Here is a 15,486-nt window from a genome sequence, read left to right as displayed (position 1 = left end):
AGACAAAAAACTGAGGTTGTCGATGCTAAGGAAATGGACGCAGTGGGTACTCTACGCCTTGTTGGGATTGATGCTGCATGGCTGCTCTTCTGCGGACAATGAAATGGCGGGAGGGAACTTGGCAGCGGTCAACCACACCGTGGGCGCAATTAATTGGTTCTCAGTTAATGGTTATAGGGCTCACGGCGGAGGAGGCAGTTCGTGCTGCATTATTATGCCGACCAAATGGCGTCCCGGCTTGCTGGCTTATATCACGTGGGAATTTGATCCTGATCCTTTTGCGGCTGCGCCGCCTTTAGGAACCGATGAATTCCGAGCTTTTATGGTTAAACATAAAGCTAACTATCAGCACCACAGCGCCACGGTAGAAATTCCGGAGTGGCCAGGAACGCAGTCCTGCGATTTGAAAGTGCATTTTCTGACTTGCAACCAGGTGAAGGTTACTACTGCGTGCGCGGTATACGGTCAGCCCAACTACCCAATTAAAGAAGCAAAACAAATGAAGGAGCCCGCCGTATGCCCAGCGTAAAAAATATGGACCCGAAGGCCAAGGCCTGGGCGCCGCCGATTTTTCCAATCGGTGGACGTTTACCCATAGAAATACGAAAGGTGACCGAGAACTACAATAAGCAGACTGCTGAAGAAAATGCATTTCGTCGAACGACCAACGCTCGTGGACAAAGACGGCATTCCGCCTGCTGCTACAGTTTGCACATCAGCCTGTTTTTTGATGGGACAAACAATAACGAGGACAACGATACCAAGAAAGAACACCCCAGCAATATTGCCAAGCTGTTTCACGCGTCGATTCAAGACGACGATGCCAAAAGAAATGGTTACTTCTCTTACTACATGCCCGGTGTCGGCACCCCCTTTCCAGAAATTGGCGAACTGGATTACAGCGAGGATGGATTGAAGTTCGCCACGGGTGGCGAAGACCGTATCAATTGGGCCTTGGTCTCTTTGGCTGATGCCTTGCACACAGCCCTGATCAAAACGCCGTTGTCACAAGATCGACGGGCGAAAGCCGTCGAATCCATGGATACGTACAAAGCTCCGATGATGAGCATCTTCGGAGCCGGTCGGCGGCGCCAAGTCATGAAGGGCCTGCTGGAACCATTGAGGCCCTACGTCCCCAAAACCAGACCTGAGGTGCTGGGCGTCAAACTCTTCGTCTACGGTTTTTCCCGCGGCGCGGCGGAAGCGCGCACTTTCGTGAGCTGGCTGAGCCAGCTGTTCGACACGCCGGACGGGGCCGAGAATCCGGAACAGACACTGCTGGGCCTGCCGGTAAGCATCGAGTTCCTCGGCCTGCTGGACACCGTGGCGTCGGTGGGTATTGCCCATGTCACGCCGTTTTTTGCCGGGCACATGGACTGGGCCGATGACACCCAATTGTTGCCGGACGCGAAGACATTTCCCGACTTCGTCAAATGCTGCCGGCACTTTGTCGCGGCGTTCGAACAACGTGCCTGTTTCCCGCTGGACTCGGTCCGTAACGAGGATGGCACTTACCCGCCCAATACTTATGAAGTGGTGTACCCCGGCGTGCACTCCGACGTGGGCGGTGGCTACCCGAAAAATGATCAGGGCAAGGCGCGTGGCGGTACGAATGAACTGGTGTCCCAGATCGTCCTGCACGATCTGTATGCCGCAGCCTTCGCTGCGGGGGCGCCGTTGCAGGTACCGGAGGCAGTATTGTCGGACAGCCTGAGACCCGATAAAAGTTGGCGGGCCCTAGGGCTGGACGTGACAGAAGAATTCGATATAAGCCCTCTAGTCATCGAACGCTTCAACGCCTGGCACCACCAAACCCTGCACACCGTCCCACCCGAAGATCAGAACTGCAGCCCCCCCACCGACGGCTACCACCCTCTGCTCCTCACCACCACCGTCGAAGACACCCTGGCCGATCAATTGGGCTGGATCACCGGCTGGCGCATTGGCCGTTTTGCCAACGACCTCGAAGAGGTCGATGGCCGCTATCAATACAACGACAGCTACAAGCATCAACCGTTCTTCACCGAGGCCAACGAAGCCACCGCCTACGATACGGCCGAACAGCGTCGCGAATATGAAGACCAGAAACAGACCGCGCTGAAAAACCGCCAGAAAGCGCCCGCCGCAGCGATGAACCATCCCGGCCCGCCGATCTACGAGCCGCAGATCGATCAGACCCAGCTCAGCCAGGCCGCCACTGAGTTCAAGCACGACTATCTGGACATCGGTCGCGAGCAGACCAGTTGGAAGGGCTCTGTCCTGGACGTGGTTCTGCGCGACACGATGTACCTGCTCAACGAGAACGACGAGGTGCGGGACCACGCGAGCATCAAGGCAGCGGGCGAGCTGCGCAAGGAACAGCTGTTCCTGGACAGGTTCGGTTTGCCCAGCCGGAAGCCGGGCCTGGCGTTGCTGGTGGCGTTGTTCGATGACCACATCCACGATTCGCGGGCCTGGTTCATGCACGACAAGTTGGCGTCCCGAGAGCTGTGGGCCGGTTACTTTTTCTATCGCATGACCTATTTCGGCAACGAGAACAGCCGTGCCCTGTCGCCGGTGGTGGTGGCCGGGCGGATGCTGGGCGTGGCGGTGCTGGCGGGCGCCACGGTGTATGGCATCAAGCGCAGCGGCACGCTGGGCGCGGTGGGTGGGCTGGCCGCCGGCATGGGCGCGGCGACCATTGGTTATCAGGTGATCGACAAGGTCAGCGGTGAGGTGGTGCCGTTCCTGCCGGGCGCGGAAAAGATCCTGCAGCCGACGCGTCATATTGGCGAAGTGGTGATCGAGCAGAAGAAACAGATCGCCCTGGACGACCATCTGCAGCGCCTCGAACGGACCGACGAAATACTGCGGCTGGCCGGCGTGCTGGTGGAGTTTGATGGGGAGGTCGCCTCATGATGCCCTTGATACGTAGAGGCGACCCCCTGCGCCCCTTCGGCGGCGAAGTGCTCGAAGGCCGTTTCCTGGCATTCGGCCAAGGGCTGTCCTGCGCAGGGGACAAGGTTCGCTGCGATAAGCATGGCGAGAATCGCATCGTCCAGGGCGCGACAGGTTTCAGCTTCAACGGGCAGTTGTTGGCCTTGGACGGGTACCGCTGTGAGTGTGGTTGTACGTTGGTCAGCACACTGCCGCTGTCGTCCATATCGGTGAAACCATGAACCGCCCGCCGCGCTATCCGTCGTTCGCCGAGCCATGCGAACCGCGCTGGGGCCGTTGGTGGCTGGCGTTGCCGTTGCTGTGGGGGATGCAGTCGGCAGTCCTGTTGTCGCTCTGGCCACAAGACCAGCCACGTTTGGAGTTATGGCTGTGGAGCGCCGTGCTGCCCTTGGGTTGGGGGCTGGCATTGGCGTTGCGGGTGTTGCCCTGGCAGATCGGTTTGTTCAGGCGCGACGTCTTTCGCCGCACCCAGGACGACGACACTCGACGCTGGTGGCGTTGGCGAAGCCTGGCGTTGCCGGTGGAAGAGATGCTGTTGTTGGGGCCGTCCGGGGACGATCAAACACACTTTCAGAACCTGATGAACGACACGCCCCTGCCGACGCCCACGGCTGCATTGTCATTGAATTGCCCGGTGGTCCTCGGTCAGTCCGCCGAGCGTGCTCCGGCACTGGCGCAACATTTGGCCCGGTTGGTCCTGGAACTTGCCACGGTGTCGGAGCGCTGGTCGAGGCTGCGGGCGATTGCCTGGGCGGGCGGCGAGAGCGATTGGGCTGCCTTCGAGAAGATGCTGGGCAGCCAAGGTAACGAGCTGCCCAACGTACGCTTGCCGTTGCAGGACCTGGCGGACCTGGACGAACTGATCGACATCTTCAACCAAGAATGCCGTCACGCAGACGACTGGCTGCTGTGCGCCGGCGTGGTGTCGGCGCAGCGCGGCGAAGCAGCCGCGCCACCCGGCGAAGGCGGTTTTTTGTGGGTGGTGAGTCGACAGGGACGGCAGCTACTGCATCGGAGTGAATACCTGTCCGGCGAGACTCATGAACCGGCCGCAGAACTCTGCTCACAAATACAGCGTTACGCCGGGCTGCAAGCACCGCCGCCGACTTGTCTGGCCATGGACCAGGCCAGCCAGGAGGCGTTCTTGGCCGGCGGTTGGTCGGCGCTCGAACATCAACTGGCGGGACACTGGGGCGCCTTGGCGCATCTGGCGCCGTTTATCGGCATGTCGTTGGCGTTGTTGCAAGCAAAGGAGGCCGGACAGCCCTGTGGCTGGCTGAGCCAGGATGCGGACAAGCGATTGGCAATAGGAGTGGCACAACCTCATGGCAACGGATAAACACGAGCGCAAGGGCTCATTGATAGGGCTGGGATCGGGCTACCTGTTTTGCATCACCTTCGTGGTGATGCTCGGTTGCCTGCTGTATCGCTTGGGGGGTGATGACCTCGGCTGGCCGGCGTTGACCTTGAAACAATTGGGCGCATGGGGGCTGGGCGTATGGTTAGCGCTCGTTTTGCTCTGCCCATTGATTCTGTTGGCCTGGGACCTGTTGGCGGTACGCCAGGCGCAGCGGACCACATTGGGGGGCGATGGCAGCGTCGCTGCGTCCCGGTTGAATCCGCCGCCTGATTTGAAGGACGACGAAGAGAAGCTGGCCAGGCTCCGCGAAACCCTCCGTCACCAATACGGCCCCCTCTGGCGCCACAAAGTCCGCCTCCTGCTCATCGTCGGCGAACCCACCGAAATCACCGCCATCGCCCCGCAGCTGGCGGAGAAGAAATGGCTCGAAGGCCAGCGCACCGTGCTGCTTTGGGGCGGCAGCCTCCAAGAGAACCTGGAAAACCCATTGCTGGATCATTGGCTTGGCTTACGCCGTTGGCGCCCCTTGGACGGCGTGGTCTGGGCACTGACCCCAGAGCAAAGCGCCGATGCAGTGCCGCTGGCCAAGGGCATGCGCCATTTGCAGGGGCTGGCCCGTCGGATGCGGCGGCAGGTGCCGTTGCACCTGTGGCAGGTGTGCGAGGCGACGTGGTCGCAGGAGGGGCGCGAGCGTCAGCCGGTGGGGTGTCTGCTGCCGGCGAAGGTCACCCCAGCGATGCTGGAAGAATGCCTGGAGGAACTGGTCGAGCCTTTGCGTCACCAGGGCATCGTGCAGATGAAGCTCAAGAAGCAACTGCACCACGATTTCCTGCTGCGCTTGTCCCGGGATTTGCACGCCGATGGCATCGCCCGTTGGCGTCAGGCGCTGGCGCCGTCGTTGAGTGGGTTCAATCCGGGGGTGAGGCTGCGTGGGCTGTGGTTCAGCCAGCCGCTGCGCGAGGTCCGGAGCGCTGACGGCGAGCATTTCTGGTGGCCGGATCCGGTGTGGCAGGGCGTGCAGCACGACAAGGCGGTTGGCGCGCGGCTGGGCTGGGGGGCGCCGCGGGTCGTTTATGCGTTGTGCCTGGGGTTGGCCGTGGTGTGGGGCGTGGGAATGGCGCTGTCCTTTGTCGGCAATCGGGCGCAGATCGTTCAGGTGCAAGCGGTGTTGGCGGGGCTGGACGCGTCGTCGCGGGCCGATGAGCAATTGCTCGCCTTCAACGAGCTGGTTCACGTGCTGGCGCGCCTGGATCACCGTGCCGTGGCCGGTGCGCCGTGGCATCAGCGCTTTGGCTTGAACCGCAATCCCGTCCTGCTTGAAAGGCTCTGGCCGCGTTATGTCGAGGCCAATAATCGCCTGGTGCGCGACCCGGCGGCGGCGCGGTTGCGCGAGCAACTGGAGGCGTTGGTCAAGTTGGCGCCGGGCAGTGCCGAGCGCGTCGAGCGCTCGGCGGTTGCCTATGATCAGCTCAAGGCGTACCTGATGATGGCGCGGCCGGAAAAAGCCGAGGCGGACCTCCTGGCCAAGACGCTCGCCCATGCCGAACCCACCCGGGAAGAGGTGGCCCCCGCGCTCTGGCGAACGCTGGCGCCCGGCTTCTGGCAGTTCTACGCCGAGCAGCTGGCCGCGCACCCCGACTGGCGCATCGAGGCCGATCCTCGGTTGGTGGCGCAGGTGCGCCAGGCCTTGCTCGATCAACTGGGCCAGCGCAACGCCGAGGCCAGCCTGTACCAACAGGTGCTGGATGACGTCGGCCAGCATTATTCGGCCCTGGGCCTGGCGCAGATGGTCGGCGACACCGAGGCCACCGGGCTGTTTTCCAGCAAGGCCAGCGTGCCGGGGGTGTTCACGCGCCAGGCCTGGGAGGGCCAGGTGCGCCAGGCCATCGATGACATCGCCCAGGCGCGGCGTGAGGAAATCGATTGGGTGCTCAGCGACAGACCCGGCGAGGTCGATCCCCGGTTGACGCCGGACGAGCTGAAGACGCGCCTGACCGAACGCTATTTCCAGGACTACGCCAGCGCCTGGCTCGGGTTTCTCAACAGCCTGCGCGCCCGCCAACCGAAAAACCTGGACGGGGTGATCGAGCAACTGACGCTGATGAGCGACGTACGTCAGTCGCCGCTGATCGCGTTGATCAATACGCTGGCTTACCAGGGGCAGGCCGGCACTCGCGGTCAGGCCTTGAGTGATTCGCTGATGAAGTCCGCGCACAAGCTGATCGGGCCGGACAAGGCGCCGGTGATCGATCAATTCGTGGATCTGCCCGGTGGACCGCTGGACGCCACCTTCGGACCGTTGTTGACGCTGCTGGGCAAGGGCGCCGAAGACCGAAACGCCAGCGACCATCTGAGCCTGCAGGCCTACCTCACCCAAGTGACCCGCGTGCGCCTGAAGCTGCAACAGATCAGCACCGCCACCGACCCCATGGAAATGACCCAGGCGCTGGCGCAGACGGTGTTCCAGGGCCGCGGCATCGACCTGACCGACACTCAGTCCTACGGCCGATTGATGGCTGCCAGCCTTGGCGCGCAATGGGCCGGCGTTGGCGAGACGCTGTTCGTCCAGCCGCTGGAACAGGCCTGGCAGCGGGTGCTGCAACCGTCGACGGCGGGCCTCAACAGCCAGTGGCAGCGCTCGATCGTCGAGCACTGGAACGCGGCCTTCGCCGGGCGCTACCCGTTCGCCGCGACGGCCAGCGATGCTTCGCTGCCGATGCTGGGGCAGATGATCCGCGCCGACACGGGGCGCATCGAGCGCTTCCTGCACAGCCAGTTGAGCGGCGTGCTGCGCAAGGAAGGCAACCGCTGGGTGGCCGATCCGCGTCATGGCCGCGGCTTGCGGGTCGATCCGCAGTTCCTGACGGCAATCAACCAACTCGGCGACCTGGCCGACGTGCTCTTCACCGACGGCGGCCTGGGCTTGAGTTTCGAGCTGAGCGGCAAAGGCGTGCGCGATGTGGTGCAGACCACCTTCATCCTCAACGGTGAAAAACACGAATACTTCAACCAGAAGGAACGCTGGCAGCGCTTCGGCTGGCCAGGGCGCAGCGACTATCCCGGGGTCAGCCTGACGTGGACCAGCGTCCACACCGGCGAGCGGTTGTTCGCCGACTACGCCGGCACCTGGGGGCTGATCCGCTTGCTGGAACAGGCCAAGTTCACGCCGCTGGACGACGGCGACAGCCGCTACCGCATGGTGCTCAAGGCCCCCGATGGCCTGGGCCTGACCTGGCACTTGCGCACCGAACTCGATGCCGGGCCGATGACGCTGCTGAAGTTGCGGGGGTTCAAGTTGCCGGGGCGGATATTCCTGGAGGGACGCGAGGCGGCGGAGGGATAGGTGCGCGGGGCGATGCCTGTATCATCCGCGGAATAAATATCATCAGTGTGTGGGGCTATGCTTGAACGCCATCATTTGCTCATGAAGGAGACCCAGCGTTGAGTGTCGATATCGATTGCATAGTCGTCGGCGCAGGCGTCGTCGGCCTCGCTGTGGCGCGGGAGATGGCGCGTGCCGGGCATGAAGTGCTCGTCATCGAAGCAGGCGATGCCATCGGCATGGGCATCAGCTCACGCAATTCCGAAGTGATCCATGCTGGCCTCTATTACCCGCCGGGCAGCCTCAAGGCGCAGTTGTGCGTCGAGGGCCGGCGACGGCTGTATGAGTATTGCGACAGCCACGGCGTCGAGACTCGCCGCCTGGGCAAGCTGATCGTGGCCAAGGATCAGGCACAGTTGGCCGGGCTTGAGACGCTGCTGGCGCGCGGCCTGCTCAACGGTGTGGACGATCTGCGCCTGCTCGATCAGGAACAAGCACAGGCACTGGAGCCGGCGCTGTCCTGTGTCGGCGCGTTGTACTCGCCCTCCACCGGTATCGTTGACGCCCATGCCTTGATGTTGGCGCTGCTGGGCGATGCCGAGGCGGCCGGTGCCAGCGTGGTGTTTCGCACGCCCTTGCTGGAGGCTCGTGTTATCGACGATGGCTTCAGCCTGGCGCTGGGCGGCACGGCGCAGATGACATTGGCCTGCCGCCGGCTGATCAACGCCGCCGGCCTCCAGGCCCCTGCCCTCGCCCGCCGGATCGAAGGCCTCGACCGGCAATGGATTCCCGATGATTACCTGTGCAAGGGCAACTACTTCCAACTGACCGGGCGGGCACCGTTCCGCCATCTGGTCTATCCCGCGCCGGAAGCCGCTGGCCTGGGCATCCACATGACCCTCGACCTGGCCGGCCAGGCGCGCTTCGGTCCTGACACCGAATGGGTCGATGCGCAAGATTACCGAGTGGATCCGGCTCGGGCCGTAGCCTTTTACCAGGCCATTCGAAATTACTGGCCAGGCCTGCCCGATCAGAGCCTGCAACCTGCCTACAGCGGGATTCGCCCGAAAATTTCTGCACCGGGGGAGCCGGCTCGGGACTTTCTGATCAGCGCTGCCGCCGAGCATGGGATACGGGGGCTGGTCAACCTGTTCGGCATCGAATCGCCCGGACTGACATCTTGCCTGGCGCTGGCGGAACGGGTTCGGCAACAGATCGACAACTCCTGACCCGGCAGCGCAAAGTGCAAGGCGTTTTAACCGCGGCTCATGCAGCCTGCACGATGACAAAATTCGACTCCTTCATAACCACCTGTTTTTAAAGAGAATTTAAAAGCGACTCGGCTGGCACGAGGGATGCACCTTTCATGTCACGTGGCGTCGGCGCTCGAAGCCGGCCCGCATCCGTGAATGACCGAGGAGCAGCACATGAATGCCATCGACCTGTTGAAAGCCGACCATGAACGCGTCAAAGCCATTCTCACTCAGCTGAGTGAATCGACTGATCGCGCCATCAAGAAACGCACCGAGCTCCTGGCGAAGCTGGAAATGGAAGTGTCCATCCACACCCGCCTGGAAGAAGAAATCCTTTATCCGGCCTTCAAGCAGGAAGGCGGCAAGGAAGAAGCCGAGATGTACTACGAAGCCAAGGAAGAGCACCGTACCGTCGACTCGCTGGTGCTGCCCGACCTGAAAACCACCGATCCTTCCCAGCCGGAATTCGCAGGCCGGGTGAAGGTGGTCAAGGAGCTGCTGGAGCACCACATCGAGGAAGAAGAAAAGGAAATGTTCCCGAAAGCCAAGAAGGTACTGGGCAAGGCCAAGCTGGACGCCCTGGGTGAGCAGATGGAAACCATGAAGGCGCAGTACAAGAAAGAATTGAGCAGCGCCAACCTCGCCGCTTGATCGAAGGCCGCGAACGCTTCAGCCACTCATCAGGTTGAAGCGTTCCGGCCTTTATTGCATCTGCTCGCGCAGAAACTCCACCAGCGCCTGCACCGGTCGCGAAGCCTGGCGATGTTGCGGGTAGACCGCCGACAGCGCCAACGGCTCGGTTTCAAAGCCCTCCAGCAGCTTGACCAGCCGGCCATCCTTCAACGCGTCCCCCAGGATAAAAGTTGGCAGGTAGGTGATCCCCATCCCGGCGATCGCCGCATCCCTGAGCAGGTCGCCGTTATTGGCCCGCATCCGCCCCGCCACTTCCAGGACCAGCGGTTTGCCATTGCCCTCGAAACGCCACTGCACCTGACGGCTGTGTCCATAGGGCAGGCAGTCGTGATTGCGCAGGTCTTCAGGTCGTGCGGGCGTGCCTTTCTCCGCGAGATAAGCCGGGCTGGCGCAGTACACCCGTTCGATGCTCGCGATGCGCCGGGCGATCAGGGTTGAATCCTCCAGCACGCCGATCCTCAGCGCCAGGTCGTAGCCTTCGCCGAGCAGGTCCACCGAGCGATCGCTCAGGTCCACCTCGACGCTGACGTCCCGGTAGCGCTGCAGGAACAGCGGCAGCAGGCAGCCCAGGTGCGCCACGGCGAACGACAACGGCGCGCTGAGCCGAATGGTCCCGCGCGGCTCGCTGGTCTGGCCGCTGATGCCCTGCTCCACTTGCTCGACTTCACTGAGCAGGCGCAACGCCGCCTCGTAGTAGCGCTGGCCGAGCGGCGTCACGTCCAGCCGGCGCGTCGAGCGGTTGAGCAGGCGCACGCCCAGCCGTTGCTCCAGTTCCATGAGCTTGCGGCTGACGAATTGCTTGGACAGCCCGAGCTTGTCCGCCGCCGCGGTGAAACTGCCCGACTCCATGACCTGGGCAAAGATGCGCATTTCTTCGAAGGGGTTCATTGTCATTCCATGGGTGGACAGTCTGCCGGTTCAGGTGGGCATTGTGATCTGGGTGAATCAGGTTGCATAGCGGTTGGATGTGCTGACGCTTTCGTCGGATCGCCGCCCGGAGCAAGCTCGCTCCCACAGGTTTTGTGAACGACTCGAACATCGTGGGAGCGAGCTTGCTCGCGATAGCGGTGGGTCAGCTGCAAGGCTCTGATGCCGGGCGCAAAAACGCCCGCACAAGGCGGGCGTCATTGAGCATGAACCGCTTACTTGGCCGTCAGCGCCGAGTAGCTGTTCATCAGGTTGCGGTAGTTCGGAATGCGCTGGGACAGCAAGTTGCCCAGGCCTTCGATGTCGTTGCGCCAGTCGCGGTGCAGCTCACAGGCCACCGAGAACCAGTTCATCATCTGCGCGCCAGCGGCGGTCATGCGCACCCAGGCGGCTTGTTGCACGGTTTCGTTGAAGGTACCCGAGGCGTCGGTCACGACGAATACGTCGAAACCTTCGGCCAGGGCCGACAGGGTCGGGAATGCCACGCAGACATCAGTCACCACGCCGGCGATGATCAGTTGCTTGCGGCCAGTGGCCTTGATCGCCTTGACGAAGTCTTCGTTGTCCCAAGCATTGATCTGGCCTGGACGTGGGATGTACGGCGCGTCCGGGAACATTTCCTTGAGCTCCGGCACGATCGGGCCGTTGGGGCCTTGTTCGAAGCTGGTGGTCAGGATGGTTGGCAGGCCGAAGAATTTAGCCAGGTCAGCCAACGCCAACACGTTGTTCTTGAACTCGTTGGGCGAGAAATCCTGGACCAGGGAGATCAGGCCCGTCTGGTGGTCGACCAGCAGGACCACCGCGTCGTCTTTGTTCAGGCGGTTGTAGGCGGGAACGTTGCTCATGGGATGACTCCTTTGGGATGGATATTACGAAACCTGTGGGAGCGAGCCTGCTCGCGAAAGCGGTGTGTCAGTTGGCGACAATGTCGGATGTACCAACGTCTTCGCGAGCAGGCTCGCTCCCACAGGGAGAATCGGTTTGTCAGTTAAAAGGCGAAGCACGAACAGCCAAACGCGCCCCAGAAACCCTGGAAGTCGCTGACCGGAACGTTCGACAAGCGCGCCCGTTCGTGGCTGTGGGAGTGCACCGTGCACGGACCGCTGCACTGGTGGACCTGGGCCTGCAACGGTGAGGTCGGACGCCAGTGGCCCGGGACCTTGACCACTGGCGACCAGTCCGGCAGCACCGGGACGCTGGCCGGGCCGAGCTTCTCGAAGTCGCCGGCGGCGTAGACCACCTTGCCGTCGACCACGGTCAGCACCGACTCGATCCACTTGATGGCTTCTTCCTCGACGCTGAAGAAGTCCGCGCTCAGGGCCGCCAGGTCCGCCAGTTGGCCGACCTTGATCTGGCCTTTCTTGCCCTGCTCGGACGAGAACCAGGCGCTGCCATGGGTGAACAGTTCCAGGGCGGTCAGGCGCGGCAGGCCTTCTTCGTGCAACGACAGGCCGCCAACGGTGCGACCGCTGACCATCCAGTACAGCGAGGTCCACGGGTTGTAGCTGGAGACGCGGGTGGCGTCGGTGCCGGCGCCCACCGGCACGCCTTCGGCGAGCATGCGCTTGATCGGCGGCGTGGCTTCGGCGGCCTTGGCGCCGTAGCGGTCGACGAAGTACTCGCCCTGGAAGGCCATGCGGTCCTGGATTGCGATACCGCCGCCCAGTGCTCGCACGCGTTCGATGTTCTTCGGCGTGATGGTCTCGGCGTGGTCAAAGAACCATGGCAGGCCGTTGAACGGGATGTCGCGGTTGACCTTCTCGAACACGTCGAGCATGCGGCTGATGGATTCGTCGTAGGTCGCGTGCAGGCGGAATGGCCAGCGCTGCTCCACCAGATGACGAACCACCGGTTCCAGGTCCTGCTCCATGCCTGGCGGCAGGTCCGGGCGCGGTTCGAGGAAGTCTTCGAAGTCCGCTGCGGAGAACACCAGCATTTCGCCGGCGCCGTTGTGCCGCAGGAAGTCGTCGCCCTGGTGCAGCTTGACGCTGCCGGTCCAGTTCTTGAAGTCGGTGAGTTCTTCCTTGGGCTTCTGGGTGAACAGGTTGTAGGCGATGCGCACCGTCATCTGTTGCTCGCGGGCCAATTGTTCGATCACCGCGTAGTCGTCCGGGTAGTTCTGGTAGCCGCCGCCCGCGTCGATGGCGCTGGTCAGGCCCAGGCGATTGAGCTCGCGCATGAACTGGCGGGTGGAGTTGACCTGGTATTCCAGCGGCAGCTTCGGCCCTTTCGCCAGCGTCGAGTAAAGGATCATCGCGTTGGGACGCGCCACCAGCATGCCGGTAGGTTCGCCCTTGCTGTCACGGACGATCTCGCCGCCCGGCGGGTTCGGCGTATCACGGGTGTAGCCGGCCACGCGCAGGGCGGCACGGTTGAGCAAGGCGCGGTCGTAGAGGTGCAACACGAACACCGGAGTGTCCGGCGCGGCCTGGTTGAGTTCTTCCAGGGTCGGCATGCGTTTTTCGGCGAACTGGAATTCATTCCAGCCGCCCACTACGCGTACCCATTGTGGCGTCGGCGTGCGGTCGGCCTGGTCCTTGAGCATGCGCAAGGCATCGGCCAAGGACGGCACACCTTCCCAGCGCAATTCCAGGTTGTAGTTCAAGCCGCCACGGATCAGGTGCAGGTGCGAGTCGTTGAGCCCGGGAATGACGGTGCGGCCCTTGAGGTCGATGACCTGGGTGCCGCTGCCACGCAAGGCCATGGCCTCGGCGTCGGTGCCCACGGCGACGAAGCGCCCTTGGCTGATGGCAACCGCGCTGGCGCGAGGCTTCTCGCGGTCGACGGTGTGGAATTGGCCATTGAACAGAATCAGATCGGCGTTCATAGGGTTTCCTTGTGAATGGGAAGAAGCAAGGGACAGGCGCGGCCAGAAAGCCGCGGCAGCGCTGAGCAAGGAGCCGGCGGCGAGCAATTGGCGGCGCAGCGGATCGGTCGGGTCGTCGTTATTGGCCATGGCCGGGCTCCAGGTGTTCGTGGGCCTTGGACGCTTCGAGCCAGGGCGCGAACAGGCGGGTCGCCAGTGGCATGCACACGTACACCACCGAGAGCACGATGGTCACGGTGATCAGGAACGTGGCGACCACGTAGTTGGACAGGAACGCGTTGAGTTGCAACAGCGGGCCCCAGAGCAAGGGCACCAGCAGCGTGTGCGGCAGGATGACCAACAGCGTCACCACCGATTGTTTCCAGCGCGGTGGCGGCGTAGCGGCATCGGCCAGCGGGGCGAACCAGAATTCCTTGTGGGAGGCGACTTCAGTCTGGTCGCCGTCGGCCAGCAGCGGTGCGGCCTCATTCACCAATTCGCGACGCTCGGACGAATCCAGCCAGCGCTGCATGGCCTCGGTGGAACAGAAACGCAGCACGCAGGTAAACAGCGACAATCCACCCTGCTTGCCCCGGACCACATCCACGCCCAGGTGCCCCGGCCACTGGCCGGCGACGCTGACGATGCGTCGCAACCAGGCCTCATAGGCGCCGTCCTGGCCGGCCTTGATCCGGTGCTTGACCACCAGGGTGACGATTTCGTCGGAGCCGGGCATGGCCGGCTTCGTGGTGGATTCGAGGGTTGGGGATTCAGACATGGCGAAGCACTCCATCAAAACGCGTGTTCATCGCCAGGCGTCCGGGGCCGGCAATGAATACGCTGGTAAATATGATCAGCAGTAACCAACCGAACTGCCCTTCTTCCAGGCTCCACTGCGGATGCACCACCAGCAACGCCACGGCCAGCAGGAACAGGATCGGCAGGCACGCCAGCCGCACCAGCACGCCGGCCATGATCAGCAACGGACACAGCACCTCGGCGAAAATCGCCAGGATCAGCGTGGGTGCGGCGCCGAGGTGGAACGGGTCTTCGATGCGGGTCAGCTCGGCGCTGTAGTTCAGCAACTTGGGCAAGCCATGCACCCACAGTAGGAACAACGCGCCGCTCAGGCGCAGGAACAGCAGGCCCAGGTCCTGCATGCGGCGTTCATCAGTGCTATTCATCGGTGGGCTCCGGCCGGGTCCGTCGAGACGGCCGCGGCGGCAGGCAACGGTTGGGACATGTGGGTGGCGATGCGCGAACGCAGCCAGCGCTCGGCGGGGTCGTTGTCATGCACGCCGCTCCAGACCATCGACAACTCGGCGGCATTGATTTCGAACGGCGGGTCTTCGGCGCGCAACGCGCAGCCTTCCACCAGTGCACAGGCGGCGTAGTCAGGCACGGTGGCGATCAGCTCGGTGCCGGCCAGCAAGGCGCGCAGGCCGCTGAATTGCGGCACCGCCAGCACGACCTTGCGCGCCCGGCCGATGCGGGCCAGGTCCAGGTCGATGTTGCCGCTCAGGTCGCCCGAGAACGAAACCATGGCGTGGGGCCGCGCGCAGTACTCGTCCAGGGTCAACGGCCCCGGGCGCTTGTCGCCGCGCAACACCTTGCAGGGAATGTCCCGCAGTTTCTTGCGCTTGGCATTGGCCGGCAGGTCGGTGGTGTAGCTGACGCCGACGCTGATCTCGCCGCTGGCCAGCAGCGACGACATCAGCAGGAAATTGGCCCGGCGCACCACAACGATGATGCCCGGCGCTTCTTCGCGCAGTTGACTCAGCAGTGGCGGGAACAGGCCGAACTCGGCATCGTCCGACAGACCGACGCGGAACACGTCGCAACTGGTGGACGGGTCGAACGCCTTGGCCCGGCTGACCGCGCTGGAAATGGTGTCCATGGCCGGCTGCAATTCCTGCAGGATCGCCAGGGCCCGAGGCGTGGGTTCCATGCCTCGGCCGTGACGGATCAGCAGCGGGTCATCGAACAGATCCCGCAGCCGCCCGAGCGCCGCGCTCACCGCCGGCTGGCCCATGAACAGCTTTTCGGCGACGCGGGTCAGGTTCTTCTCGAACATCAACGCCTCGAAGATCACCAGCAGGTTCATGTCGAGACGACGTAGGTCATTGCGGTTCATGGGTGTTGTTCCTGTTCAATACCGATCTTGTGGGAGCGATCTTGCTCGCGATGG

13 protein-coding genes are annotated in these 15,486 nt (G+C 63.0%); 7 read left to right on the top strand and 6 right to left on the bottom strand.

Going from position 1 to position 15,486, the window contains the following annotated elements:
- Window positions 1–22 precede the first annotated feature (22 nt).
- From tli1a to M8Q45_RS07720, 7 genes are all read left to right on the top strand, one after another.
- Window positions 23–529 (top strand): Tli1a family immunity protein, encoded by a 507-nt coding sequence (gene tli1a, locus M8Q45_RS07750; RefSeq protein WP_249877285.1) that lies wholly within the window; start codon window positions 23–25, stop codon window positions 527–529.
- Window positions 517–2,898, top strand: a complete 2,382-nt coding sequence (locus tag M8Q45_RS07745) for a T6SS phospholipase effector Tle1-like catalytic domain-containing protein (protein WP_249874200.1) — start codon at window positions 517–519, stop codon at window positions 2,896–2,898. The genes tli1a and M8Q45_RS07745 overlap by 13 nt, the downstream gene beginning before the upstream one ends.
- Complete coding sequence (locus tag M8Q45_RS07740; protein WP_249874199.1) at window positions 2,895–3,158, top strand: PAAR domain-containing protein; 264 nt, start codon at window positions 2,895–2,897, stop codon at window positions 3,156–3,158. Before M8Q45_RS07745 ends, M8Q45_RS07740 begins: the two co-directional genes overlap by 4 nt.
- On the top strand, window positions 3,155–4,276 hold the full coding sequence (locus M8Q45_RS07735; RefSeq protein WP_502940241.1) for a KPHS_23130 family T6SS system protein: 1,122 nt from the start codon (window positions 3,155–3,157) through the stop codon (window positions 4,274–4,276). The genes M8Q45_RS07740 and M8Q45_RS07735 overlap by 4 nt, the downstream gene beginning before the upstream one ends.
- Complete coding sequence (locus M8Q45_RS07730) at window positions 4,263–7,640, top strand: ImcF-related family protein (RefSeq protein WP_249874198.1); 3,378 nt, start codon at window positions 4,263–4,265, stop codon at window positions 7,638–7,640. The genes M8Q45_RS07735 and M8Q45_RS07730 overlap by 14 nt, the downstream gene beginning before the upstream one ends.
- 98 nt (window positions 7,641–7,738) lie before the next feature.
- Entirely contained in the window at window positions 7,739–8,848 is a 1,110-nt protein-coding gene (locus M8Q45_RS07725; RefSeq protein ID WP_249874197.1) for an NAD(P)/FAD-dependent oxidoreductase, read from the top strand.
- Between the two features lie 198 nt (window positions 8,849–9,046).
- The gene (locus M8Q45_RS07720; RefSeq protein WP_249874196.1) at window positions 9,047–9,523 is read left to right on the top strand and encodes a PA2171 family ribosome-binding persister protein; all 477 of its coding nucleotides are present in this window, start codon (window positions 9,047–9,049) and stop codon (window positions 9,521–9,523) included.
- Between the two features lie 51 nt (window positions 9,524–9,574).
- On the opposite strand, the gene M8Q45_RS07715 is transcribed toward M8Q45_RS07720, so the two are convergent.
- The 6 genes from M8Q45_RS07715 to M8Q45_RS07690 form a co-directional block, all read right to left on the bottom strand.
- A complete protein-coding gene (locus tag M8Q45_RS07715) occupies window positions 9,575–10,453 on the bottom strand; it encodes a LysR family transcriptional regulator (RefSeq protein ID WP_249874195.1) in 879 nt (292 codons plus the stop codon).
- Window positions 10,454–10,707: 254 nt separating this feature from the next.
- Window positions 10,708–11,337 carry an isochorismate family cysteine hydrolase YcaC gene (gene ycaC / locus M8Q45_RS07710; protein WP_030141308.1) on the bottom strand — a complete coding sequence of 210 codons (630 nt, stop codon included), beginning with the start codon at window positions 11,335–11,337 and terminating at the stop codon, window positions 10,708–10,710.
- A 143-nt stretch (window positions 11,338–11,480) separates the two neighbouring features.
- Window positions 11,481–13,319: an amidohydrolase gene (locus M8Q45_RS07705; RefSeq protein ID WP_249877283.1), complete on the bottom strand. Its 1,839-nt coding sequence runs from the start codon at window positions 13,317–13,319 to the stop codon at window positions 11,481–11,483.
- Window positions 13,320–13,437: 118 nt separating this feature from the next.
- Window positions 13,438–14,076, bottom strand: coding sequence for an antibiotic biosynthesis monooxygenase (locus tag M8Q45_RS07700; RefSeq protein ID WP_249874194.1), 639 nt, complete (start codon window positions 14,074–14,076; stop codon window positions 13,438–13,440).
- Window positions 14,069–14,482 carry a DoxX family protein gene (locus M8Q45_RS07695; RefSeq protein ID WP_030141305.1) on the bottom strand — a complete coding sequence of 138 codons (414 nt, stop codon included), beginning with the start codon at window positions 14,480–14,482 and terminating at the stop codon, window positions 14,069–14,071. Before M8Q45_RS07695 ends, M8Q45_RS07700 begins: the two co-directional genes overlap by 8 nt.
- Entirely contained in the window at window positions 14,479–15,432 is a 954-nt protein-coding gene (locus M8Q45_RS07690; protein ID WP_249874193.1) for a LysR family transcriptional regulator, read from the bottom strand. Before M8Q45_RS07690 ends, M8Q45_RS07695 begins: the two co-directional genes overlap by 4 nt.
- Between the last annotated feature and the right edge of the window lie 54 nt (window positions 15,433–15,486).

Source organism: Pseudomonas sp. T1.Ur (assembly GCF_023516725.1).
Lineage (GTDB): Bacteria > Pseudomonadota > Gammaproteobacteria > Pseudomonadales > Pseudomonadaceae > Aquipseudomonas > Aquipseudomonas alvandae.
This window is presented reverse-complemented; position numbering and strand designations above follow the sequence as displayed.